Origin of the sequence: Paenibacillus rhizolycopersici (assembly GCF_014947195.2) — a bacterium.
Taxonomy (GTDB): domain Bacteria; phylum Bacillota; class Bacilli; order Paenibacillales; family Paenibacillaceae; genus Fontibacillus; species Fontibacillus rhizolycopersici.
In genome coordinates this window covers 34,775-58,716 of sequence record NZ_JADCNN020000026.1, presented here as the reverse complement: position 1 = coordinate 58,716, position 23,942 = coordinate 34,775, and the positions used below count along the sequence as shown (strand labels likewise).

At 54.3% G+C, this 23,942-nt stretch carries 24 protein-coding genes; 20 read left to right on the top strand and 4 right to left on the bottom strand.

Annotated elements, in window-relative coordinates:
- The first annotated feature begins 164 nt into the window (after positions 1-164).
- The 8 genes from IM700_RS20430 (at position 165) to IM700_RS20395 (ending at position 9,313) form a co-directional block, all read left to right on the top strand.
- A complete protein-coding gene (locus tag IM700_RS20430) occupies positions 165-1,145 on the top strand; it encodes an aldo/keto reductase (RefSeq protein ID WP_193417026.1) in 981 nt (326 codons plus the stop codon).
- A gap of 22 nt (positions 1,146-1,167) precedes the next feature.
- Positions 1,168-2,025 (top strand): GNAT family N-acetyltransferase, encoded by an 858-nt coding sequence (locus IM700_RS20425; RefSeq protein ID WP_193417027.1) that lies wholly within the window; start codon positions 1,168-1,170, stop codon positions 2,023-2,025.
- A gap of 102 nt (positions 2,026-2,127) precedes the next feature.
- On the top strand, positions 2,128-2,697 hold the full coding sequence (locus tag IM700_RS20420; RefSeq protein ID WP_193417028.1) for a TetR/AcrR family transcriptional regulator: 570 nt from the start codon (positions 2,128-2,130) through the stop codon (positions 2,695-2,697).
- A gap of 188 nt (positions 2,698-2,885) precedes the next feature.
- Positions 2,886-4,397 (top strand): MDR family MFS transporter, encoded by a 1,512-nt coding sequence (locus IM700_RS20415; protein WP_193417029.1) that lies wholly within the window; start codon positions 2,886-2,888, stop codon positions 4,395-4,397.
- Positions 4,398-4,591: 194 nt separating this feature from the next.
- A complete protein-coding gene (hemH, locus tag IM700_RS20410; protein ID WP_193417030.1) occupies positions 4,592-5,629 on the top strand; it encodes a ferrochelatase in 1,038 nt (345 codons plus the stop codon).
- Between the two features lie 98 nt (positions 5,630-5,727).
- Positions 5,728-7,017 carry an NCS2 family permease gene (locus IM700_RS20405; RefSeq protein WP_193417031.1) on the top strand — a complete coding sequence of 430 codons (1,290 nt, stop codon included), beginning with the start codon at positions 5,728-5,730 and terminating at the stop codon, positions 7,015-7,017.
- Between the two features lie 149 nt (positions 7,018-7,166).
- Entirely contained in the window at positions 7,167-7,718 is a 552-nt protein-coding gene (locus tag IM700_RS20400) for a hypothetical protein (protein ID WP_193417032.1), read from the top strand.
- A gap of 203 nt (positions 7,719-7,921) precedes the next feature.
- Positions 7,922-9,313 (top strand): sensor domain-containing diguanylate cyclase, encoded by a 1,392-nt coding sequence (locus tag IM700_RS20395; protein WP_193417033.1) that lies wholly within the window; start codon positions 7,922-7,924, stop codon positions 9,311-9,313.
- A gap of 1 nt (position 9,314) precedes the next feature.
- Here IM700_RS20395 and IM700_RS20390 read toward each other — a convergent pair whose 3' ends face one another.
- Complete coding sequence (locus IM700_RS20390; RefSeq protein WP_193417034.1) at positions 9,315-9,614, bottom strand: hypothetical protein; 300 nt, start codon at positions 9,612-9,614, stop codon at positions 9,315-9,317.
- 189 nt (positions 9,615-9,803) lie between these two features.
- Between IM700_RS20390 and menA the strand changes: the two genes are divergently transcribed.
- Positions 9,804-10,751, top strand: a complete 948-nt coding sequence (menA, locus tag IM700_RS20385; RefSeq protein ID WP_155604862.1) for a 1,4-dihydroxy-2-naphthoate polyprenyltransferase — start codon at positions 9,804-9,806, stop codon at positions 10,749-10,751.
- 82 nt (positions 10,752-10,833) lie between these two features.
- Entirely contained in the window at positions 10,834-11,916 is a 1,083-nt protein-coding gene (locus tag IM700_RS20380) for a Gfo/Idh/MocA family protein (RefSeq protein WP_193417035.1), read from the top strand.
- A gap of 68 nt (positions 11,917-11,984) precedes the next feature.
- Here the strand turns inward: IM700_RS20380 and IM700_RS20375 are convergent, their stop codons facing one another.
- Complete coding sequence (locus IM700_RS20375; protein WP_193417036.1) at positions 11,985-12,494, bottom strand: hypothetical protein; 510 nt, start codon at positions 12,492-12,494, stop codon at positions 11,985-11,987.
- A gap of 210 nt (positions 12,495-12,704) precedes the next feature.
- Here IM700_RS20375 and IM700_RS20370 point away from each other — a divergent pair, with 210 nt between their 5' ends.
- Positions 12,705-12,890 carry a hypothetical protein gene (locus tag IM700_RS20370; RefSeq protein ID WP_155604864.1) on the top strand — a complete coding sequence of 62 codons (186 nt, stop codon included), beginning with the start codon at positions 12,705-12,707 and terminating at the stop codon, positions 12,888-12,890.
- Positions 12,891-12,947: 57 nt separating this feature from the next.
- Here the strand turns inward: IM700_RS20370 and IM700_RS20365 are convergent, their stop codons facing one another.
- A complete protein-coding gene (locus tag IM700_RS20365; protein WP_155604938.1) occupies positions 12,948-13,076 on the bottom strand; it encodes a DUF4023 family protein in 129 nt (42 codons plus the stop codon).
- A gap of 159 nt (positions 13,077-13,235) precedes the next feature.
- Here IM700_RS20365 and IM700_RS20360 point away from each other — a divergent pair, with 159 nt between their 5' ends.
- The 5 genes from IM700_RS20360 to IM700_RS20340 all read left to right on the top strand — a co-directional run bounded on the left by IM700_RS20360 (position 13,236) and on the right by IM700_RS20340 (position 18,185).
- A complete protein-coding gene (locus IM700_RS20360; protein ID WP_193417037.1) occupies positions 13,236-14,243 on the top strand; it encodes a Gfo/Idh/MocA family protein in 1,008 nt (335 codons plus the stop codon).
- Between the two features lie 247 nt (positions 14,244-14,490).
- A complete protein-coding gene (locus tag IM700_RS20355) occupies positions 14,491-15,444 on the top strand; it encodes an ABC transporter permease (RefSeq protein ID WP_193417038.1) in 954 nt (317 codons plus the stop codon).
- On the top strand, positions 15,434-16,384 hold the full coding sequence (locus IM700_RS20350; protein ID WP_193417039.1) for an iron chelate uptake ABC transporter family permease subunit: 951 nt from the start codon (positions 15,434-15,436) through the stop codon (positions 16,382-16,384). Before IM700_RS20355 ends, IM700_RS20350 begins: the two co-directional genes overlap by 11 nt.
- A complete protein-coding gene (locus IM700_RS20345) occupies positions 16,378-17,142 on the top strand; it encodes an ATP-binding cassette domain-containing protein (protein WP_193417040.1) in 765 nt (254 codons plus the stop codon). Before IM700_RS20350 ends, IM700_RS20345 begins: the two co-directional genes overlap by 7 nt.
- A gap of 47 nt (positions 17,143-17,189) precedes the next feature.
- Positions 17,190-18,185: a siderophore ABC transporter substrate-binding protein gene (locus tag IM700_RS20340; protein WP_193417148.1), complete on the top strand. Its 996-nt coding sequence runs from the start codon at positions 17,190-17,192 to the stop codon at positions 18,183-18,185.
- A 160-nt stretch (positions 18,186-18,345) separates the two neighbouring features.
- Here IM700_RS20340 and IM700_RS20335 read toward each other — a convergent pair whose 3' ends face one another.
- Complete coding sequence (locus IM700_RS20335) at positions 18,346-19,170, bottom strand: aldo/keto reductase (protein ID WP_193417041.1); 825 nt, start codon at positions 19,168-19,170, stop codon at positions 18,346-18,348.
- Positions 19,171-19,389: 219 nt separating this feature from the next.
- On the opposite strand from IM700_RS20335, the gene IM700_RS20330 reads away from it, so the two are divergent.
- The 4 genes from IM700_RS20330 to IM700_RS20315 all read left to right on the top strand — a co-directional run bounded on the left by IM700_RS20330 (position 19,390) and on the right by IM700_RS20315 (position 23,848).
- Positions 19,390-20,853: a catalase gene (locus tag IM700_RS20330; RefSeq protein ID WP_193417042.1), complete on the top strand. Its 1,464-nt coding sequence runs from the start codon at positions 19,390-19,392 to the stop codon at positions 20,851-20,853.
- Between the two features lie 132 nt (positions 20,854-20,985).
- Entirely contained in the window at positions 20,986-21,774 is a 789-nt protein-coding gene (locus IM700_RS20325) for an ABC transporter ATP-binding protein (RefSeq protein ID WP_193417043.1), read from the top strand.
- 3 nt (positions 21,775-21,777) lie between these two features.
- On the top strand, positions 21,778-23,445 hold the full coding sequence (locus IM700_RS20320; RefSeq protein WP_193417044.1) for a hypothetical protein: 1,668 nt from the start codon (positions 21,778-21,780) through the stop codon (positions 23,443-23,445).
- Entirely contained in the window at positions 23,435-23,848 is a 414-nt protein-coding gene (locus IM700_RS20315) for a nitrous oxide-stimulated promoter family protein (RefSeq protein WP_193417045.1), read from the top strand. The genes IM700_RS20320 and IM700_RS20315 overlap by 11 nt, the downstream gene beginning before the upstream one ends.
- Positions 23,849-23,942: the final 94 nt, after the last annotated feature.

Genomic DNA, 23,942 nt, shown 5'->3' with positions numbered 1-23,942 from the left:
CGGGGCTTCGCCCCGTTCCTCCGCCGTCGACAGGCAGTACAAACGAATCCCCGGGCCACTAGGCCGGGGATTTTTGGGTTGTCTGCTTCTCGATTTGGTATATAATGGGTTTGTATTCATTCAAATTGTACCTATCCTACCCAATCGTTAAGGAGGTTGTTGACATGAAGTACGCCAGTTTGGGAAGAACCGGATTGAAGGTGAGCCGTCTGTGTCTGGGGACGATGAATTTTGGTCCGACGACGGATGAGAAGGAAGCGTTTAAGATCATGGACGCGGCGATCGATGCCGGCGTCAATTTCTTTGATACGGCCAACGTCTACGGTGGAGTTGAGCATCGCGGCTGGACCGAGGAGATCATCGGGCGCTGGTTCGCGCAAGGCGGCGGCCGGAGAGAGAAGGTAGTGCTGGCTACGAAGGTATACGGGGCCATGACCGATCCGGTAGTAGACCCGAATGAAGGCGCTTCCGGCTTGTCGGCTTATAAAATTCGCCGCCACCTGGACGATTCGCTGCGGCGGCTCGGCACGGACCATATCGAACTGTACCAGATGCATCATGTCGACCGGAACGTGACCTGGGAGGAGTTATGGAATGCCTTTGAGGTAGCGCAAAAACAAGGCAAGATCGGTTACGTCGGCTCCAGCAATTTCGCCGGGCGTGATCTTGTAAAGGCGCAATATGAAGCCAAAACCCGTGGGGCGCTGGGGCTGGTATCCGAGCAGCATAAATACAGTCTGCTTTGCCGCTTGCCGGAATTGGAGGTTCTGCCGGCGGCCGAAGAGCTGGGAATCGGCGTTATTCCGTGGAGTCCGCTGGACGGCGGTATTCTCGGGGGCAATTTGAATCCGCAGCCTGGCTCGCGAACGGCCAGACAGGGTGAACGGGTCGAAAAGCTGCGTCCCCAGTTGGAACGGTTCAGCAAACTATGCAACGAACTAGGCGAATCGGAGGCTACGGTGGCCTTGGCCTGGACGCTAGCCCATCCTGCGGTGACGGCGCCGATTATCGGGCCGCGGACCTTGCAGCAATTCGAGGAGTCGCTGCGGGTTGTTGACGTTGAGCTGAACGAGGAGACGCTGAAGGCGATTGACGAGATCTTCCCGGGTCCGGGCGGAGAAGCGCCTAAAGCCTATGCATGGTAATACGACGAAGGAGAATTTGGTGATGATTCGATACGAACGAGGCACGGAGCTGGAAATGGGGGCGATCTATCAGGCGTTTCTGCGTGGATTTGCCGATTACATCATCCAATTTAACCTGACCGAAGCGGAGTTTGCGGAGCGGTTTTTCGGTCCGGAAGGCAACGCGCTGGAGCATTCCTTCGTGGCTCTTGATGGAGAAGAACCTGTAGGTGTTGTCCTAGGCGGCAACAAGGTTTATGAATCCGTCCAGACCCTTCGCTGCGGTGCGCTGGCCGTAAGCCCGGAATACCGGGGCAAAGGCGTAAGCGCGGGGCTGATGGATCTACACCAAGAAGAAGCGCAGCGGGCCGGATGCAAACAGTTGTTTCTGGAAGTCATCGCCGGAAACGATCGGGCGATCGCCTTTTATCTGAAGCGAGGATACCGCCGCGTTTACGACGTCTCGTTCTACACGCTTCCCGATGCATCCCGATTGGAGGCCCCGCTTGGGGTTTCCGCGGGAGGATCGGTAGAGCGGATCGAGTTTGAGGCGTTTGCCGACATGGTGGATGCTTGGAAGTATTTTCACATTAACTGGCAGAACGACTTGGAATACCAGCAACTGAGTTCTTCCAACGCATATTATGGTTTCCGGGTGAACGGCGAATGGGTAGGGGGGCTCTCCATCAGTTCGAGCGGCAAGATCAACCTGCTGATCGTTAGCCACCGGTATCGAGGGAAGGGCATTGCCACCCGGCTGCTAAACGCCGCCCGCGAGGAGCTGGGTTTTGTGAAATTCACCGCCTCCACTCCCGACAATGCGTTGCTAGAAGGATTCCTGGATCGGCATGGATTCGTGCGCGATAAGATTCGCCTGCATGAGATGTACCTTCGCTTATAAAAAATGGGCGTACCGGACCTGAAGTGTTGACACCAGACTCGGATATCGTTTATCATCATGTAGACCGATCGGTCTAATCTATGCGGAAAGGTACCGGTGCGCATGTCCAATCAGAACCCAACCCGGCAGCTGCTGATCGAAACGACGGCAAAGCTGTTGCAGAACCAAGGCTATAACGCAACGGGCCTGAATCAAATCACCCAAATGAGCGGTGCGCCTAAAGGGTCATTGTATTACCATTTCCCTGAAGGCAAAGAACAGCTTGCGTGTGAAGCCGTAGGTTATACGAAGAACGTAACGTTAGCGAGTCTTCGCGCGGTACTGGACGCGATACCGGATGCAGTCGGGGCCGTGCAATCCTTGCTGACCCTCATTGCGGATAACTACGACCGCGAGGATGCGGAGCTGGGGGTGCCGATTGGCATCGTCGCTCATGAGACCGCCCGCAGTAATGAGAATATACGTCAAGCCTGCTGCGGCGTATATAACGCCTGGATTGCCGAATTCGAGAAGAAGTTTACCGCCTCCGGCTATAGCGCGGAAGAATCGGCCGACCTTGCGCTCCTCATCAACGGGATCGTGGAAGGCTCGATCATCATGTGTCTGACGCAGAAGAGCAGCCAGCCCCTGCGTACGGCAGCCCGACTGATTCCGCGACTCTTTCCATCCTGAACCTTTCGGTTCTAGGACCTTCGGGTGGAGGAGGAAGGAGTTTCGCGGTGTTATATTTTAAATTTTATATATAGAATGGTCTAATAGGAAAGCGAGTCAAACTCCAAGGCAAGCCTTGCCTTGTTCATATATAAACCTTACTAGAGACAAAAAGTCCAAAATAGGAAGATGTGGAGGTAACCCTACAAATGAATACGTCAACGCTGACATCGGGTCAAGGATCCGGTGTGGAAGGGATCAGGCGTCTGCCGATTACGATTGCCCTGGTCATTGGGGCCTTTGTGTCCATTTTGAACGAAACTTTGCTGAACGTAGCCTACACCGACCTCATGCAGGAGCTGAAGGTGGGGGCTTCAACCATACAATGGCTTTCTACTTCTTATATGTTAGTGATCGGGATTCTGGTGCCCATTACGGCGCTGTTGATCCAATGGTTTACGACTAGGCAGATGTTCCTGTCGGCGATGATCCTGTTCCTGATCGGAACCGTCGTCTGCGGGATCGCGCCTTCGTTTGCCGTGCTGCTGTTAGGGCGGATCATTCAGGCGATCGGGACGGGGCTGCTGCTCCCGGTGATGATGAACACCATTCTGACGATCTATCCTCCTGAAAAAAGAGGCGCGGCCATGGGCACCATCGGCCTGGTCATCATGTTTGGTCCAGCGATCGGCCCTACCTTGTCCGGTCTCATCTTGGACGCATTGGATTGGCGCTGGCTGTTTTATCTGGTCATCCCTTTAGCGGTGCTATCCATCGTCTACGGCGCGCTTTATTTGCGGAACGTCTCGGAACTGACGAAGCCGCGGGTGGATCTGCTGTCTATTCTGCTGTCGACGGTCGGCTTCGGCGGTATCGTGTATGGCTTTAGCCATGCAGGGGAAGGGGAGGGCTGGTCAAGTCCGGTCGTCTATGCCTGCCTGATTGTTGGATTTATCGCTTTGGTTTTATTCGTCTGGCGGCAATTGAAAGTCTCCGAGCCAACCTTGGATGTTCGCGTCTTTAAATATCCGATGTTCGCCTTATCGGCGGTGCTGCTGATGGTCATGATGATGACCTTATTCTCGACGCTGATTATCCTGCCGATGTACTTGCAAGGAGCATTGCTGCTGGCGCCGTTTGCGGCCGGACTCGTGCTGCTTCCCGGCGGGGTCATCAACGGCCTGATGTCGCCGGTGGCGGGCAGACTGTTTGATAAATTCGGCCCACGCGCGTTGATCGCGCCGGGACTTATCATCGTTATTGCCACGCTGTGGTTCATGCGCGGACTGACGACGGGCAGCTCGACCGGCGAGGTTATTACTCTGCATATCACGCTGCTGATCGGTATTTCGCTGGTCATGATGCCCGGGCAAACCACAGGGCTGAATCAGCTGCCGCGCAGCTTGTATCCGCATGGCACCGCGATCATGAACACGCTGCAGCAGGTGTCCGGCGCGATCGGCACCGCGCTGTTCATCAGCATTTTCTCGCACGGCCAGGAGCGTTACCTGAAAGCAGCGGCCAATCCGCAGGATCCGGCGGAGCTTGGAAACGCGCTGGTGTCCGGGATGCAAAATGCCTTTACGATTTCCATGTACGTCGGCGTGGTGGCGCTGTTGATCGGCTTGTTCCTGCGGCGTACCTACGCGCCGGATGAAGCGCAAGAAGCGGCAGCCGGCCATCCGGAATTCAAGCCGGAGGTTCAACCGGAAGTGCGTTAACATCTAGGGAATAACAGTCTGGGTTGCTTCAGGCTGGCAGAGACCGGATCGGTGGAGAGATTTCCGCCGAGCCGGTTTTTTTGCCCCTCCTAAATGTGAACATTCTGGAAAACTTGCGGATTTCGATTGAACATCGGGCGGCGAACAGGGATGATGGCATAGGAACAAGATCCATTCTGAACGGGAGTGAGTCGATGATATCCACATCTTCCCGCATGATCGGCGTGTTGCTGGCGCAAGTCGGCACGCCGTCTGAGCCGACCGCCAAGGCGGTACGGCCCTTTTTGCGCCGTTTTCTATCCGATCGGCGCGTCATCGATTACCCGCCGTTGCTGTGGCAGCCGCTGCTGCGCGGCGTGATCCTGGCCGTCCGCCCGAAGCGCTCGGCCAGATTGTACGCTAGCATTTGGGGGGACGAAGGGTCGCCCTTGCTTTCGATCTCGCGCCTCCAGCAAGCCGGCCTGCAGCAGCGGCTCGGCGACCGTTATAAGGTCGAGCTGGGCTTCGCCTACAGCGAACCGGACATCGCCCAGGCGATGAGCCGCCTGGAAGCGGCGGGGGCGGACCGCATCCTCGTCCTGCCGCTGTACCCGCAGTACTCGTCAACGACCACCGCCGCTATCTATGATGCGGCTTGCTTCGCTGCCCTCGGCAAGGATCGGCGCACGGGGCCCTCCGCGAAGCGGTTCGTACCGGAGCTGCGCCTGGCGGGTGCGTTCTTCGACCACCCCGGCTACATTCGCGCAATGCAAATGCATCTAACGTCGCTGCTGCAGCGCCTTCCCCAACCGCCGGACCGGTTCCTGCTCAGCTTTCACGGCATTCCGCAGCGTTATGCGAATGGCGGCGACCCGTACCCGGAGCAGTGCCGGGAAACCGCGCGCCTTTTGGCGGAGGCCATGGGCTGGACGTCGGAGCAATGGGACCTTGCGTACCAATCGCGGTTTGGTCCGGAAACCTGGCTGGGCCCCTCCACGGGAGAACAACTGCAGCGTTTGGCCGACAGCGGGGCGAAACGCCCGCTGGTCTACGCGCCCGGGTTTGTGACCGACTGCCTGGAGACGCTGCATGAACTGGGGGTCGAAGCGAGGGAGGACTTCGCTGCCCGAACCGAAGGCGCTGCGGGTGGCGACGGTTTAACGGTCGCCCCTTGCCTGAACGATCGGCAGGAATGGCTGGATCTCCTAGCGGAGGTCGTGCGCAACAACGCGAAGGGTTGGACGGACACCTGAGCAAGTCGGAAACAATAGGACTTTAAAGGGAAGACATGCGAACGGAATGGCTATACTGTCAACAAGAGAGTACATAAGGAAAAGGGGTATCTGTTTTTATGGAACGGTTTTTTAAACTAAAAGAACACGGAACAACCATCAGAACCGAGCTGCTCGCCGGGTTAACCACCTTTTTGGCGATGGCTTACATCCTGGTGGTCAACCCCGCGGTGCTTAGCGCCGCGGGTGTTCCGTTTGATCAAGTTTTCATGGCGACGGTCATTGCTGCCGTAACAGGCACGCTGTTTATGGCGCTGTTCGCCGGTCATCCGATCGCCATTGCGCCCGGCATGGGGTTAAACGCCTATTTTACCAGCGTAGTGGCCAGCACTGGTTTGTCTTATCAGACCGTGCTCGGAACGGTGTTTTTTGCCGGCGTGCTGTTTCTGCTGTTGAGCTTGACCCAGCTGCGGGAAGCGCTAATTCGCGCGATTCCCGATTCGTTAAAGTTCGGGATTACCGCGGGAATCGGGTTATTCATAGCTTTTCTAGGCCTAAAAATGTCCGGTATCGTTGTGGCCAATCCAGACAATCTGGTCACTTTCGGCGATTTGCACCGTTCGGTGACTTTATTGACCTTGTTTGGTGTATTTGTCACGCTTGTCCTAATGGCCCGCCGCATTCCCGGCGCGTTGTTCATCGGTATGGCGCTGACCGCGGTGCTCGGCTATTTCACCGGCCAGCTGAAATTGGACGGCTTTGTCTCTGTACCTCCGGCCCCAGTGTTCTTCGACCTGGATTTGTCCGGCGTCTTTAGCCAAGGGTTGTATACGACCGTATTCGCGTTTTTGCTCGTGACGTTGTTCGATACGACCGGCACGCTGATCGGCGTCACCGAGCAAACCGGCGCAATGAAGAACGGAGAGCTTCCGCGGGCCAAGGCCGCGCTGCTTGCGGATGCGACGGCAACCACCGTCGGCTCGATGTTCGGCACAAGCCCGACGACCGCCTTCATTGAATCGACGACCGGCGTGGCTGCAGGCGGCCGCACAGGGCTGACGTCGCTCGTCGTAGCGGTTCTGTTTCTGTTGTCGATGTTCATCTCGCCGCTGGTCGGAGCGATCTCGGGTTTGCCGGCCATCACCGCCCCCGCGCTGATCATCGTCGGATGTTTCATGATGGAAGGGCTGGCCCGGATTCAATGGAAATCGTTCGACGAGGCGTTTCCGGCCTTTGCCATTCTCTTGATGATGCCGCTCACCGCGAGCATCGCCACCGGCATCGCCGTCGGGTTCATTACGTATCCCGTGATGAAGCTGGTCAGCGGCAAAGGGCGGGAGGTTCATCCGCTGCTTTACGTATTTGGCGTGATCTTCGTGATCCAGCTGGCCTTTTTCCCGGCGCACTAAGGAAATGAAGAAGATTTTGTTACCCGTTTTAACCTGGGTGAGACCCTTTTTTCGGCGGGCCGTCATATAATGAACGTGTAAGCCATACAATGGATATCCTGAGGCGATTCGATCGCCTGATGTGCTGAACATGGAAAGGCGGACCTGAGATGAAAAACTGGTTTGCAGCGCTGCTTCCATTAGCGCTGGTTGTGATGTTGCCTGCGTTTGACGCCAAGGCACCGGCATCGGCAGGATTCCTTGCTGGAGCGGGGAACCAAACAACAGCTGTCGGGACGGCGGAGATCCGGGTCCCGGAGGCGATCTCGGTCTATTTGAGCGCAGTCGATCTTGGAACCGGCGGTGGAACGCTGACCGGAGATCCGATCTTGTGGTATCAGGGGGAAGAAGCATCGGCCATCTTCGCTGAACGCGAACCGGATGCCGGGATCGATGGACCGCCGGACGGCTATTATATCGTGAATGACACCGAGGAAGCGATCGCGTACCCCGTTTCTCCGAATGCCGAGGTTCGGCTGCAGATTTATGACCGCACCGGTCAGCCGGAGGATATCGAGATCGTGGGGGATGAAGCGGTATCCTTGCAGAAATTCAGCGAGTTGTTCCGGAATACGGATCTGCTCGACCTTAGCCAATTTCCTTATCATCTGACTCTTAAGGACGGCCAAGTCGTGCGGATCGTGCAGCAATACGTTCCTTAACGCGAAACTTCCCTCGCCAAAATTAAGAAGCCCAAAGCCGGAGATCGATTCCGGCTTTTTTTATGTCAATGTTTGTCAACAAAAACGTGTAGCACTATTTTGTGATTGTAGTATAATATTTCCTTAGACGTAGTGCTTTGTACCTAAAGTTTTCCAGCCATTAGGGTTGTGGTATAGCCTCACATCAAGGGGGTAAAGTATGGATGGATACCCATCAAATTCATAACAAGAACGTCTGGATGCTGAGGCTGCTCGCTGGCTTTTTTGCCATTTCCAGTTTGCTCCTCATGATCGTCAACCGGAACCTCGATGCGGAAATCCCGCTTCTGGGCGGTTCGATGCTCTTGGTGCTGGGCGGAATGGTCGGCAGCCGCAAATGGCCGCGTTTTACGATGGTACTGACCATCGTCATGCTGTCCGTTTATCTCAACGTGATGGTCATGAAGGACATGACCGTGACGAGTTATATATTTTTGGGATTGCTGCCGCTCCTCAGCTTGATTTATCTCAATTATGCGGCGGTTGTCTTGGCAGGCACGCTTCACTTGGGATCGGGTCTATATTATGTTTTTGCCCACAGGGAGCTATTATTCAGCGGACAATTGAATCTGAACGACGCTATGTATTTCTTGGTTTACGGATTGTTTATCCTTTTGTTCACGGCCATCTATATCCTGGTAACCAAGAAATTGTCCCAACGCGCCGAAGACAGCGAGCGGCGTTTGCGCGATATCCTTGAAAGCGTATCCGTTGGAATCTGGACCTATGATTTCAGTACAATGGAACTTGAGGTCTCCGACGGTTTTGAGCAAATTACCGGGTATTCGAACCAAAGCTTGAAGGGTCAGGTCACCCGTTTGCAGGCGATGATCCACCCCGAGGACCTAGGCTTGTTCTACGAGGTCCAGCAGGAATTGATTATCCAAAGGTCCAGCTCGGTGATCGAGTGCCGGATCGTTCGGCCGGACGGGGAGATTAAATGGATTCAGGGCCGAGGGCGACCCCATTTCAACTCGCTTGGGAACCTCGTGCGCCTGGAAGGAGTTGTCATCGAAATTACCGAGCGGAAGCATCTGGAGGAGACGATTCATTTCTTGGCGTTTCACGATGAGCTGACCGGACTAGCGAACCGGACGAAGTTTGCCTCAAGATTTGCAGAAGTGAAGGGGCAGGGCGAGCCGGTGGCGTTGATGTTTCTGGACCTGGACAATTTTAAGGAAGTGAACGACACATTTGGGCATGAAGCCGGGGATGAATTGCTAAAGCATATCGCTGGCCGGCTTGTTTCTTTGGTGCGGTCCGAGGATATGGTGTGCCGCTTGGGCGGGGATGAATTCGTCATTTTATTAGTGGACTTGAGTGAGGACGGAGTCTTAAAAGTCATGGAACGCATTCGGACAAGCCTGGCTGAAGGTTATATGTACCGCGGAATCCAAGTTGGCGTTTCGGCAAGTATAGGCATTAGTATGTCGCCGGACGGGGATGCCAGCTTGGAGGACATGCTCCGACTTGCCGATGCCACGATGTATGACGTTAAACGGGGCGGCGACTCCATCCGGCTTACCGCCGAACGGAACATGCCGCTGCCCAGCTGACCTACTTCTTCGTGCCTCTGTTTTCTTTTCGTTCTAAATAAACAGCCCCCAGCCACTGGCTTGCGGCAAACAGCACTACCATACCGAGGATCAGCAGAAAACGGTTGTCCCCTTTGCGCAGCAGCAGTTGCAGAAGGAACAGGGCAACCGCCACCTCGGTCCACATCAGGCCACGTTTACGCAGCGCCTTGAGGTCGTACTTCCCGGAACTCATTTTCCGTAGATTCCATACGGCGACGACGCCCAGAACGAGGAGAAAAATCAATGATCCGATCCAATCTTCTCTAGAAAATATAGACAATATGCGAACCCCTCTTCAATCGGTTGTAGGTACGACTTACTTTGCATTTTAGCTTAACCAATCGGGTCTGGCAAACCGGCGGGAGTTCAAGCCTTGGGCATGCGCGTTTGTCAAGGACATATCCAACAGCCATTATTTTAAAAATAAGATATCTTCTTTTTAACTAGACAAAAAAGAGGATGATGGAGAATGGCGATCACCAAATTTCTCAAGCTGGTCGAAATCCAGACCAAGGCGGCAAGCATGATTCCGCTGTTGTTCGGCACGATTTACGCCGTCTACCGGTTCCATGTATTCGAAACTTGGCATTTTGTGCTCATGCTGATTTCCCTGTTAAGCTTTGACATGACCACGACAGCGATCAACAATTATTACGATTACAAAAAAGCTGCTCGCAAGCATGGCTACGGGTACGAAACGCACAACGCGATCGTGAAATACAACATGAATCCGGCGGCGGTGCTGACCTTGATTATTTTAATGTTTCTCATCGCGGTGACTGCTGGGGTGATCCTGTTCCTTCAAACCGGGTGGCTGCTGCTGTTGCTCGGCGGATTGTCGTTTGCGGTGGGCATCTTGTATTCATTCGGGCCGATTCCGATTTCCCGAATGCCGCTGGGCGAAATATTTTCCGGCTTGTTCATGGGATTTGTTATTATATTTGTATCGGCTTACGTCCATGCGGGCGACCGTTTGGCGTCGTTGACGCTGGAGGGCGGCACGGTGACGCTGCAGGTCCATTTAGTTGAGACACTGTTGGTATTCCTGATCTCCATCCCAGCGATCCTAGGGATCGCGAACATCATGCTGGCCAACAACATTTGCGATATGGAAGAGGATATCGAAAATAAACGCTACACCTTGCCGGTGTACATCGGGAAAGGACCGGCGCTGATCCTGTTTAAACTGCTCTATTATGCGGCCTACGTGGATGTGGTTGTACTAGCCATCCTGGGGGTTAACCCGTTCATCCTGCTGCTGGTGCTTATTACCGTGGTGCCGGTGTCGAAAAATATCAAAACGTTTACCGCACAGCCTACCAAGCAGTTTACGTTTGGCTTGTCGGTGCAAAATTTCCTGCTGACCAATGCGGCGCGCATTGTCGCGCTGGGCATCGCCGTCGTTCTCACCTTCTGACTCTTTGAACGATGGCGGCGCAACCTCGCGATCCCTGCCTTCGCTTGCGTTAGCTTAACATGAGGCGGAGGCGAAGGACGAGATGGACAAGATTCGGTTTGGCCTAATCGGCGGAGGCTGGCGGGCAGAGTTTTATTTGCGGATTGCCCGCGCGCTGCCGGAGCGTTTTGAAGTCAGCGAGATCTATATGCGGGACGAAGCGAAAGGCCGGGAAGCCGCCCAAATCTGGGGCGTCCCGGTTACTTCGCGTCTCGAGGCGTTCCTGGAGCGGCGCAACTTCGATTTCGCCGTGTTGTCGCTGCCCCGCGCAGTCACGCCGGACTTCCTGATCCGGCTCAGCGAGGCGGGCATCCCCGTCTTGACGGAGACGCCGCCGGCGGCCGATTTGGACGGGCTGCACCGGCTCTATGAAGCGGTGGGCCCCGCAGCACAAATTCAGGTGGCCGAGCAGTTCCTGTTCCAGCCGATGCATGCGGCCCGCTTAGCCATTGCACGTTCCGGCCTGCTGGGCGAGGTGTCGCATGTGCAGGTCTCCGCGGGGCATGGCTACCACGGCATCAGCTTGATCCGGCAGCTGCTCGGAGTGGGATTCGAGGAAGCGGAGATTCGCGGGGAGCAGATTACTTCCCCGCTGGTGCAAGGCCCCGGCCGAGGCGGATGGCCGGAGGAGGAGCGGATCGTCTCCTCAGCCCAGACGATCGCGCTGCTGCGTTTCGGCGAGCGGACGGCCTTGTTCGATTTCACCTACGATCAATATTTCTCGCCGATCCGACGCCATCGCGTGCTGGTGCGCGGAGACCGGGGTGAAATGGAGGGCACGGAGCTGCGTTACCTCCGTGACTATCGCACCCCGGTCGAGCTGCAGCTGCGCCGGGTGGATGCCGGCCAAGACGGCAGCCTCTTGGGTTATTACCACGAAGGTGTGTTGGCCGGCCCGGACTGGGTCTACGAGAATCCGTTCCGTCCCGGGCGGCTCAGCGACGAAGAGATCGCCATCGCCACTAGCCTGGGCCAGATGGGACGTTACGTGCAGGGAGGCCCCTCTTTCTATAGCCTGGCGGAGGCCGCACAGGACCAATACCTCTCGCTGATGCTTGAGGAAGCCGTTCGATCCGGTCAGACGGTGCGAACCGAACGCCAGCCTTGGGCAACAAGGCAACCCTAAACCCTAAACGCAAACAAAGAGCCGCCCGGTTGATGCCGGACGGCTCTTTCTGCGTTTTGACGAAACGGTTAGTGTCGTTTCCTCGGGGCGATCATGACGCCTGCGCCGATGGCGATCAAGGCGATGGCCAGAACGGGCTGACCGAAGATCAGCCGATTGTACAGCGAACCTAGCGAGAACACGGCGAAAAACAACAGCGACAGCACCGTCAAAATGTTGATCGGGATCAGCAGGTACCGGTTGCGGTTACCGAACCAATAGAACTCGAACAAACCGACGGCCGGGGCCAGAATGAAGCCTGGCCACAAATACTCCCAGCTGTTGAACAACGTAGCTAGTTGGCAGACGAGACCCACGGTAAACAGGATTCCTCCGGGGATGAGGAGTCCCGTTGCCTTGCGATCGGTCACCGAGAAATACATCCAGTGGAAGAACAAGCCGAGCGGAAGAACAAATAAGGTGGGCCAGAAGTTACCGAATAGCGTTCCCGCGCTGATCGCTTCCTTGCGGAAGAAGAGGAGGTAGATACCGAGCAAGATGAGCGCGGGACCGATCCATGATTTTTTATTCAAATTCATATCCAATCTCCTTTGCCTATGTACTTAACTGATAACAGCATACTACAAAAGCGCAAGGATGACTTCAGTCTCTAGGGGAGCCGAGAAACTGGACCTAAGTCCAGTCTAACTGCCGAGAATAAAAACGGCCCGGGGAAGAAACGCTAACCTAAGGAATAGGCAGAGCGACCTTTCCCATCCATTATCAAACGCTCAGGAGGTTAGAACGACATGGAAAATAACAAGCAACAACGGAAACCCGGCACCGGAAACGGCAGCAGCAACGGGCAGAACCAAACGACCGGTAATGGAGGAGAAGCGGATAACGGCCGCTTGGCCACGATCAAGAACCACCGTACCGAAGGCGGAGAGACGTTAAACGAATTTATTTCCGGCGAAGATAAGTACGAGGGATAAGTGGAAAAAAGCCGAAAGCCGCTGCACAGGGTCCTGTGAGCGGCTTTCTTGCGCAGGTTATTTTTGCGTGCTATGCTGCTTGGTCGAAAGCTGACCGGCGGGGTTACCGTGGCCGCGCTTTTTATTCTTGGCTTGCTTCTGTTGCTGATCCTGAACCTTCTCGACGAATTCGTGCAGATTTTCCATGAGGTCGATCGTCTCCTTGGCTGAAGTGTAGTTGTGATCCCATTTTCATTGGTTACTATTCCCCGTTCCCGCGTTTTTCATCAGGCGACGGACTCTATACTTGCTATCGCCGGACAGGTACAATGAAGGGGACAACTACGGGAAAAGAGGGTGCAAACCATGGAACATAGCAACAATCGTCAACTGCGATGGGGGATCGTCGGCGGCGCAGGCATCGCGATCAATGCAGTGATGCCGGCGATTCAGCAGTCTGCCACGGGTAGCCTTGCTGCGGTCGCCAGTCGCAACCTGGACAAAAGCCGGGAGGTTGCCGATCGATTCGGCATCTCTAAAGCATATGGCAGCTATGAAGAGCTGCTTACGGATAAGGATATCGACGCCGTGTATATCCCGCTCCCTAACCATTTACATAAAGAATGGGCGATTCGCGCGATCGAGGCCGGCAAGCATGTGTTATGCGAGAAGCCGATCGCGCTGACGGCCGCCGAGGCCGAAGAAATGGCGGCAGCCGCCGCCAAAGCTGGCGTTATGCTGGCGGAAGCGTTTATGTACCGCCATCATCCGCGTTGGAGTCGAATTCGCGCCATCCTGGACAGCGGCGAGATCGGCGAACTCCGCGCGATCCGCGGGGCATTTACGTTCAACAACGCCGAGGATCTAGCCAACATCCGGTTGAAGCCGGAATGGGGCGGCGGCTCGTTGTACGATGTCGGCTGCTACCCGCTCAGCGCGGCGCGGTTCCTACTCGGCCAAGAGCCGGAAGCGGTCACGGTGTTGGCCCAGTTCTCCGACCGGCACGGCGGCGTCGACATGATGGCTTCCGGGCTCGCGGAATTCCCCGGCGGCGTTGGGCTGACGTTCGACTGCGGCATGTGGACGGAACACCGTCAGCTCCTGGAAATCGTCGGCTCAGAAGGGACGATCGAGCTGCCGTTGGCTTTCACCGCCGGCGGAGAGGACGCCGCGTTTACCGTTACCGTGCGCGGGGAGAAACGTACGGAGAAGCCGGAGGCGGTCAATCCCTACGTGGCCGAGCTGGATGATTTCGCCGCCGCTGTGTTTGGCGAACGTCCGCAGCGCTTCGCCCCGGCCGACGCCGTCAAGGGTATGGCCGTGCTGGAAGCCTGCCTGAATTCGGCGAGAGAGAGACGGCGGGTCGAGTTGTAGATGATTTGAGTGAAGGAACACCGGGCATTCGCTCGGCTCAGGACACTCCCGTAGGGGGCTGGGCTCGAGGGAATGCCTTTTTGTCATGTAGCATTTCAATTTTAAAATGGTTGACAGTGCCAAAAACGAGACGGTATAATTCAAACTAATTGATAATGAATATCATTATCATAAATCGTCTGTCCTGCCGGCAGCGAGAAACTTGAACTTCCTCATGGCCAGAGGAAGGACAGTAAGGACGAAGATTATGAAGAAAACTTATATGGCAGTGCTGCTGGTTGCTCTATCCCTTGTCTCTTTGTTTATCGGAGTTGGGGAGCTGTCCCTAGCCGCCCTGCTGCGTTTCGATCCGGAACAATGGGAACTCTTGCGCATCAGCCGGATTCCCCGGTTAATCAGTATTCTCATCGCCGGAGTCAGCATGAGCATCGTTGGTTTGATTATGCAGCAGCTGACCCGCAACAAATTCGTATCCCCGACGACGGCGGGAACGATGGACTCGGCGAGCTTTGGCATTATGGTATCGCTGCTTGTCTTTACGACCGCAGGGCCGCTCGTCAAGATGTCCGTCGCCTTTGGGTTTGCTTTGCTGGGTACGTATCTTTTTATGGCGATTCTCAATCGGGTGAAATACAAGGATGCCATCTTCATCCCGCTGGTCGGGCTGATGTTCGGCGGCATCGTGGAATCGGCAACGACCTTTTTCGCTTACAAATACAATTTGATTCAGAGCATGTCCGCTTGGCTGTACGGAGATTTCTCCATGATCATGCAGGGCCGATACGAGTTGCTGTATATCAGTGTCCCGCTTGTGGTGCTCTCCTACGTTTACGCCAATAAATTTACGGTGGCAGGCATGGGTGAGGAGTTTTCCGTCAATCTCGGATTGAACTACAAACAGGTCGTCAATATCGGATTGGGCCTGGTGGCGCTGGTGACGGCTGTTGTCGTGCTGACGGTGGGGTCGATTCCTTTTCTTGGACTCATCATTCCAAACCTGGTAACGATGTTCCGCGGAGACAACCTGAAAGATAATTTGACCCATACAGCTTTGCTGGGCGCAGTCTTCGTGCTGGCCTGCGACATCTTGGGTCGAGTCATCATCTATCCGTACGAAATCTCGATCGGCCTGACCGTCGGGGTGGTCGGAAGCGGGATCTTCCTGTATCTGCTGATGAGGAGAAGGACCTATGAGTCATAACGCCAAACTATGGACCCTTGTCGGCATCGCCGTTCTGCTTGCGATCGTTTTTATGACGATCGATGCGGGAGGACAGTGGGACTACATATTACCGCGGCGGGGTAAGAAACTATTTGCCATCCTTCTCACGGGTACCGCCATTGCCTTTTCCACGGTCGTGTTCCAGACGATTACGAACAACCGGATCTTGACGCCGAGTATCATTGGGCTGGATTCGCTTTACATGCTGTTGCAGACGGTGATCGTCTTCCTGATCGGCGGCACGGCTTTGACGATGATGAGCAAAAATTTGCGTTTTGTCATGGCGGTTGGATTGATGGTTGTGTTTGCGATGCTGCTCTACCGCATGCTGTTTCGTAGGGAAGGGCGCAACATTTACCACCTTCTGTTGATCGGGATTATCTTCGGGACGTTCTTCTCCAGCGTAACTTCCTTTCTGCAGAAGCTGATCGACCCGAATGAATTCCTGGTCATCCAGGACAAAATGTTCGCCAGCTTTAACAACGTCAATTGCGATTTATTGTTGATTTCGCTGGCAGGGGTGCTGTTGGTGGCGCTCTATTTTACGAGATTCGCGAAATATTTGGATGTGCTGTCCTTGGGACGGGATCATGCGGTAAACCTCGGCGTCAGCTATGAGTATGTCGTCAAGCGGATGCTGATCGTCGTGGCGGTTCTGATTTCAATTTCGACGGCGTTGGTCGGACCGATTACGTTCCTTGGCCTATTGGTTGCCAATGTGGCGTACCAGTTCCTGAACACCTACCGCCATAAGACGTTGATTCTCGGCGCTTCCCTGATCGGCTTTATCGCTCTGGTTGGCGGGCAACTGATCGTTGAGAGGGTGTTTACCTTCTCCACTTCGCTTAGTGTCATCATCAACTTTGCCGGCGGGGTGTACTTCATCTATCTGCTGCTAAAGGAGAATAAATCGTGGTAAAGGTCAGTGGATTAACCAAACATTATGGCGGCAAAAAAGTCGTCGACAACGTGTCGCTGGAGATTGCCAAGGGCAAGATCACTTCCTTTATCGGACCCAACGGAGCGGGGAAAAGCACCCTACTGTCCATAATCAGCCGGCTCATTGCCAAGGACGCGGGAGAGATCCAGATCGAGGGCCGGGAAATCGGCAAGTGGAAAAGCGGGGAGCTTGCCAAGAAAATTTCGATTCTCAAGCAGTCCAACCATATCAACATTCGGCTTACGGTGCGGGATCTCGTCAATTTCGGGAGATTCCCGTATTCGCAGGGGCGCCTGACGAAGGAAGACGAAGCCTATGTCGACGAAGCGCTCCGTTACATGCATTTGGAATCGATGCAGCACAAGTTTCTGGACGAATTAAGCGGCGGGCAGAAGCAACGGGCGTTCATTGCCATGGTCATCGCGCAGAACACCGAATATGTGCTGCTCGACGAACCTTTAAACAATCTGGATATGAACCATTCGGTGCAAATCATGAAGGTGTTGCGCCGATTGGTGGACGAATTAGGGAAAACGGTGATATTGGTCATCCACGACATCAACTTTGCCTCCTGCTACTCCGATTACATCGTGGCGCTGAAAGAGGGCAAGGTGGTCAAGGAAGGCCCGACAGATGAAATTATCGAACCGTCCGTGCTTCGGGAGGTTTACGATATGGACATTCCGGTTCAGGAGATCGGCGGCAACAAAATATGCGTGTATTTTCATTCCATATGACTAGATTAGGGGGAGTTTGAAAAGTGAAGGCGAAGAAAATTACGTTTATGCTTGCTACATTAACGTTGGTATTTGCGCTTGCGGCATGCGGCGCGAACAACAATAGCAGTAATGGTGGGAATAAGGGCGGCGGTAATGAAACGGCGTCCGGCACCAATACGGCGGAGCCGGTAACGGCAGCGCCTGCGGAGAATGAGGAAATGACGATCAAGCATCAACTCGGGGAAGCGACCTTGAAGAAGAATCCGGCGAAGGTCGTCGTATTCGACTACGGTACGCTCGAAACGCTCGATAAGCTTGGCGTAGAGATTGCGGCCGTACCTCAGGGGAATTTGCCAAGCCATCTGGAGAAATATAACGACAGCAAATACACCAACGCGGGTACGTTGTTCGAGCCGGATTTCGAGAAGCTGAATGCGTTGAAGCCGGACGTGATTTTCATCTCCGGACGGTCTTCCGAAGCTTACGAGGAGTTGAACAAGATCGCACCGACGATCTTCTTGGGCGTGGATACGCAGCGCTATATGGAGTCCTTCACGGAGAACGTGAAGACGATCGGTGAACTCTTCGGCAAAGAAGCGGAAGCCGAGAAGGAGTTGGCAGCCATCAATGATTCGGTTACAGCGGTGAATGAGCTAGCTTCGGCTGGCGGCAAGAAGGGGCTGATCATCCTGACGACCGGCGGTAAGGTCAGCGCGTTTGGTCCAGGTTCGCGCTTTGGCATTATTCATGATGTATTGGGTGTCACGCCGGTGGATGAGAGCATTAAGGTCGATACCCACGGGAACTCGATCTCGTTCGAATTCGTGGCCGAGAAGAACCCGGATTACCTGTTTGTCGTAGACCGCGATGCAGTCGTCACGGAGGAAGGCAAACAGGCGACACCTGCCAAGGAAATCGTTGAGAACGACCTCGTCAAGAAGACGAATGCTTATAAAGACGGCAAGATCGTGTATCTTGACCCGAGTTATTGGTACCTCTCCGGCGGCGGGTTGATCTCTGTGCCGGAAATGATTAAGGAAGTGCAGGAAGGGATTCAGTAAATCAAAACGCGGGCTGCATGGGAATACCCATTGCAACCCGCGTTTTTGTTCGCTAACGGACTCAGGAGCCCTTATTCCGGCCAGCAACAGTCAATTAACTCTTAAAAGGACCCAATAAGGGCTTTGGGGTCCGTTAGCAGAGAACTCGACGAGTGAGATGTTAGCGCATGTGCATCTCGTTCGGATGCGAGCCTTTGCGGCGGTTGAGGTTCAAGCCGCTAATCCGCTCCATTTCGGCATCCGTAAGGTTGAAGTCAAATACGTTGAAGTTCTCTTCGATCCGCGTTGGGGTGACCGATTTCGGAATGACGATCGTGTTATTCTGCAGATGCCAGCGGAGCACGACCTGGGCCGGCGTCTTCCCGTGAGCTTCAGCGATGGATTTGACCACCGTATCAGAGAGCACCTCGCCGCCTTGCTCCAGCGGACTCCAGGCTTCAACGAAGATGTCGTGTGTGGCACAGAAAGCTTTCAGCTCGTTCTGAGCCAGATGCGGATGGCATTCCACCTGGTTCAACACCGGCTTGATTTCCGTTTCCTTCAGCAGGCGCTCCAGATGCTCGATCTCGAAGTTACATACCCCAATCGCTTTGACGCGTCCGTCACGGTACAGCTTCTCAAGCGCTTTGTATGTCTCTATATATTGATCCACTTGCGGCATCGGCCAGTGAATCAGGTACAAATCAACATAATCAAGCCCAAGTCTCGCCAGGCTTTCGTCATAAGCGCGCAGCGTATTATTGTAGCCTTGATCGCTGTTCCACACCTTCGTAGTAATGAATAGCTTCTCGCGAGCAATGCCGGCTTGCTTGATCGCTTTGCCGACGCCAACCTCGTTGCGGTAAATCATCGCTGTATCGATCGAGGTATAGCCTACCTCCAACGCCTTGGCCACTGCGGCTGTAGCTCCTTCGTCCGGCACCTGCCAAACTCCAAACCCCAGCTGGGGCATTTGCAATCCATTATTTAAAGTAACGAAATCCATCGGCGTCGCTCCTTCTCTGTCTGCTTACTTAATTTCAGGGTGAGTATAGCATTCTCGGATCTGGTTTTCAAATGGCGGAGGATAAAGGGAGACGGCGGTAGATTCTTCATCGAGCCCTCATGGAACCTTCATGCAGCCCGGAAGGGGACATGTTACTATTTATTATAGATTTTAGAATAAGTCTAAGTGCAATAACAAATTGAAGGGATGATAGATTGAATGGATAACCGGTTGACAACGAATCAAGGAGCCCCGGTAGGCGATAATCAAAATTCACGTACGGCAGGTGGACGCGGCCCCACGTTGCTGGAGGATTACCATCTGCTCGAGAAGCTGGGTCACTTTGACCGCGAACGGATTCCAGAACGCGTCGTACATGCACGTGGGGCGGGTGCTCATGGCGTATTCGTGGCGGATCGCAGCATGGCAGCGTACACGAAAGCCCATTTTCTGCAGGAGGCCGGTCGTGAAACTCCGGTGTTTGTCCGCTTCTCTACGGTCATTCACGGTCAAGGTTCTCCAGAGACGGCCCGAGATCCGCGAGGGTTTGCGGTGAAATTTTATACGGAGGAGGGCAATTACGATTTGGTGGGCAACCATATTCCGGTCTTCTTTATCCGTGATGCGATCAAATTCCCGGATATGGTTCACTCGCTGAAGCCTGCACCGGATACGAACATCCAGGACCCGGCGCGGTATTGGGATTTTATGACCCTGTCGACCGAATCCACTCATATGATGACTTGGGTATTTTCGGACCATGGGACGCCGGCGAATTACCGCCAAATGGATGGCTTTGGCGTCCACGCATTTAAATGGATCAATGCCGAAGCCAAGATTACGTATGTAAAATACACCTGGAAATCGAAGCAGGGTGTGAAAACTCTCTCGGCAGCCGAAGTTCAAGAAGTGCAAGGCCGTGATTTTAATCATGCGACACGTGACCTGCACGAACATATCGCGAACGGAGAATTCCCGCAATGGGAATTGAACGTGCAATTGATGCCGGTGGAGGATTTGGACCTCTGGAGCTTCGACCCGCTTGATCCAACGAAGGTATGGCCGGAGGATCATTATCCGCTGGTGAAGATCGGTACGATGACGCTGAACCGTAACCCCGATAACTTCTTCGCGGAGGTGGAGCAGTCGGCCTTCTCGCCAAGCGTGCTCGTTCCCGGGATCGAATCCTCCGAGGATAAGTTGCTGCAGGGCCGGTTATTCTCTTATCCGGACACCCAGCGTTATCGGCTCGGCGCTAACTACCTGCAAATTCCGGTTAACTGCCCGTATGCTTCCGTACGTAACCATCAGCGGGACGGCCTCATGAATATCAAGCAAGATCCGTCGCCGATCAACTATGAACCCAACAGCTTCGACAGCAGTCCCAAGGAAGATCCGGCCTACCGAGATAGCGTGGTACCGGTCAGCGGACATATCGGTCGCGAGAAAATTGCGAAAACCGACGATTTCACCCAAGCAGGCGAGCTGTACCGGAGTTTCACGGCCGAAGAGAAGGATCACCTTATCGCCAACCTGGTGAACGATCTGAAGCAGACGCCGGAGCAAGTCCAATTGCGTGCCGTGTGCAACTTCTTCCGCGGGGACAGGGAATACGGTATGCGTCTTGCGCAAGGGCTCGGCGTGGATATCAGCAGCTTTATTCCGTCCAATTCCCAGGGATAACGAATCCCTTTTAAATATAGAAGGCATTTTCCGGACCCATAAGGTTCGGGGAATGCCTTCTTGTGTGAGGAATCTTCCGCTTTCATTAGGAAATCTATGGTAAACTGGGGGCAGTGGAAAGGGGATGAATCGATGACTACAACAAAGGATCCGGTGATTAGACTGACGGATTTACGTATGAGCTACGGAGGACGCCAAGTTCTGAACGGCGTTGATTTGGAGGTGTATCCGGGGCAGATTATCGGTTACATCGGGCCAAACGGAGCGGGTAAGAGCACGACGGTCAAGATTATGCTTGGCCTGGTTGAAGGTTATCAGGGGGAGGTGCAAGTCTTTGGGCAGCATCCCGGAGACGGCGGCATCGATTACAAGAAGCGAATCGGATACGTGCCGGAAATCGCCGAACTTTACGATACGCTGACGGCAAGAGAATATTTGACCTTCATTGGCGAGCTGTACGGGTTATCCGCCGATGACGCAGAGATGAAAGCTAGGCGAATGATGACGGAGTTTAGTTTGGGGGACGTGTTTAACTCCCGGGTTACGACGTTCTCCAAAGGGATGAAGCAAAAGGTGCTGCTCATTTCCAGTCTGCTGCACAATCCGGACGTGCTGTTTCTGGACGAGCCGCTGAGCGGCCTTGACGCCAACAGTGTCATGGTTGTTAAGGAAATGCTTGCTCTACTGGCTGCTCAAGGCAAAGCCATTTTTTATTCGTCTCATATTATGGACGTGGTCGAGAAGATTAGCAGCCGAATCGTCCTGTTAGATGGAGGCCGCATTGTGGCCGACGGCAGCTTTGACGAGTTGAAGGAACAAAACCACGAAGGGTCGTTGGAACAGATTTTCAACCAATTGACCGGGTTCAACGAGCATCAGGATATCGCCGGACGTCTCGTGTCTATCGTGCAAGAGGTGTAGCTTATGGAAGAGATGAAGAGCTTGCGAGTGTTGGACCGATTCCGCGGATTATTCGTGAAAATGGGCGTGGACTACCCCGTGATGCGACGAATTCTTCAGGTCAAGCTGACGATGGACGCTAGAAGAGTGCCAACGATGGTGAATAAATCGAGGAAGAAGCAGCAAGCCGAAGCCGAGGACGGGAATCAGTTCTTGCGTTCGCTTTGGTTATACGTTATTTTTGGCGGACTCAGCTCGATGTTTGTATTGATGGGGGACAATTTGCTGTTTCAGATGAGCATCCTGTTCGGCATTATGATGTTTATGGTCATGACCGCGATGATTTCCGATTTCTCCTCGGTGCTGCTGGACATCCGGGATCGGAGTATCCTGGCGACCAAGCCGGTAAACCGCCGCACGATTACGATGGCGAAGACAGTACATATTTTTATTTATTTGTTTTTTCTGACCGGAGCGATCGCAATTATTCCGCTGGCGGTCGGACTGTTTCGGCAGGGGATCGGTTTCTTTGCCTTGATGCTGCTGGAACTGATCCTGATGGACTTGCTGATCGTGGTGCTGACCGCGCTGCTATATTTGGTTGTCTTGCGCTTTTTTGACGGCGAGAAGCTGAAAGATATGATCAATTACGTGCAGATCGGCATGACAATCACCATTGCGGTGGGGTATCAGGTGTTGGTCCGACTATTTGATTTTACGGCTATGGATGTTGTCTTTAAGCCGGCGTGGTGGCAGTACCTGCTGCCTCCGGTATGGGTCGGTGCCTCCTTTCAAACGGTGCTGCATCCGGGGGGAGGTTTAAGCTATGCCGGGCTGGCGGGATTGTCCATCCTTGTTCCGTTGGCGGCCTTTCTGCTGTACCTGAAGCTGATGCCGGCGCTGGAGCGAAACCTGCAGAAGCTGGCGGAGCCTAGTGCCAAGGTCACGAAGGGTTCGGGGAAGGCGCTGCGCCGAATAGCGGATCTTCTTTGCTCTACGCCGCAGGAAAGCGCATTTTTTCGATTTGCCTGGTCATTGATGGGCACAGAGCGGGAATTTAAGTTGAAGGTATACCCTTCCTTGGGCTTTGCGATCGTGTTTCCCTTTATCTTCTTGTTCTCGAATGGGCTGGATCAAGGGTTGGAGGGGATATCGGGCACCCGGATGTATTTGTTCATTTATTTTAGCGGTATCATGCTGCCCACGATCATCATGATGCTGCGCTACTCAAGCCGATATAAGGCGGCCTGGATCTACCAGACGGCCCCGATTTCCGGTGAAGCGCCGATCTACAAGGGGGCTTTGAAGGCCTGCCTGGTCCGGTTGATGTTGCCCTTGTACTTGGTGGAGGCTGCGATATTCGCAGTGTTGTTCGGAGTTTCCATTCTGCCGGACCTGATCGTAGCAGGACTGGCGATGCAATGTTTCGCCATCCTTTGTTTTCTATCCCTACGCAAGGGTCTCCCTTTCTCGGAGCCGTTCGAAGCGGCGGGGCAACAAAATCAAACTTTCGTCATCATGGGGCTCATGCTGCTGCTGGGCGGGTTCGGCTTGCTGCACTGGCTGGCAACGATCATTCCATTTGGGGTTGTTGCCTATGGCGTCCTGATGATCGCAGGGGCATGGTTGGGTTGGAGGATGGCCTTCCGGATGCGTGTTACGGAAAAGGAGGGAGCGCCAAATGGCAACTAACGCCAGCGGGCCGCGGATTCGTCGCGAAAAGACAACCGTGGCCCTGATGATGGCGTTGTATTGCCGTAAAATGCACGGTGCCAACGGGCAGGCCGACCTGCGGCAACCGCGTGCGGCCCTTGTTGAAGCAACCTCTTTATGCGCTGAATGCGCCGAGCTTCACCGATATGCCGAGCAGCGGCTGGACCGTTGCCGGTTCGGGGAAGGCAAGACAACCTGCTTGGCATGCCCCGTGCACTGCTATGCGGCCATCCAGCGGGAGCAAATCCGCAGGGTGATGGCTTTTGCCGGACCGCGGATGTTATGGCATCACCCGATTTTAGCGGTGAGACACCTGCTCGATGGGCAAAAGAAAGCCATTTCACAGGAATGTCAAAATTCAGCGACTACGAAAAAACGTTGATCTGATGCGGTTTTATGAGCAAAATTAGATTTTGTGACATTTCTCATGTGATTTCTGTCACAAAATTATTATTTTTTGTCCGTTCGTTTTCATC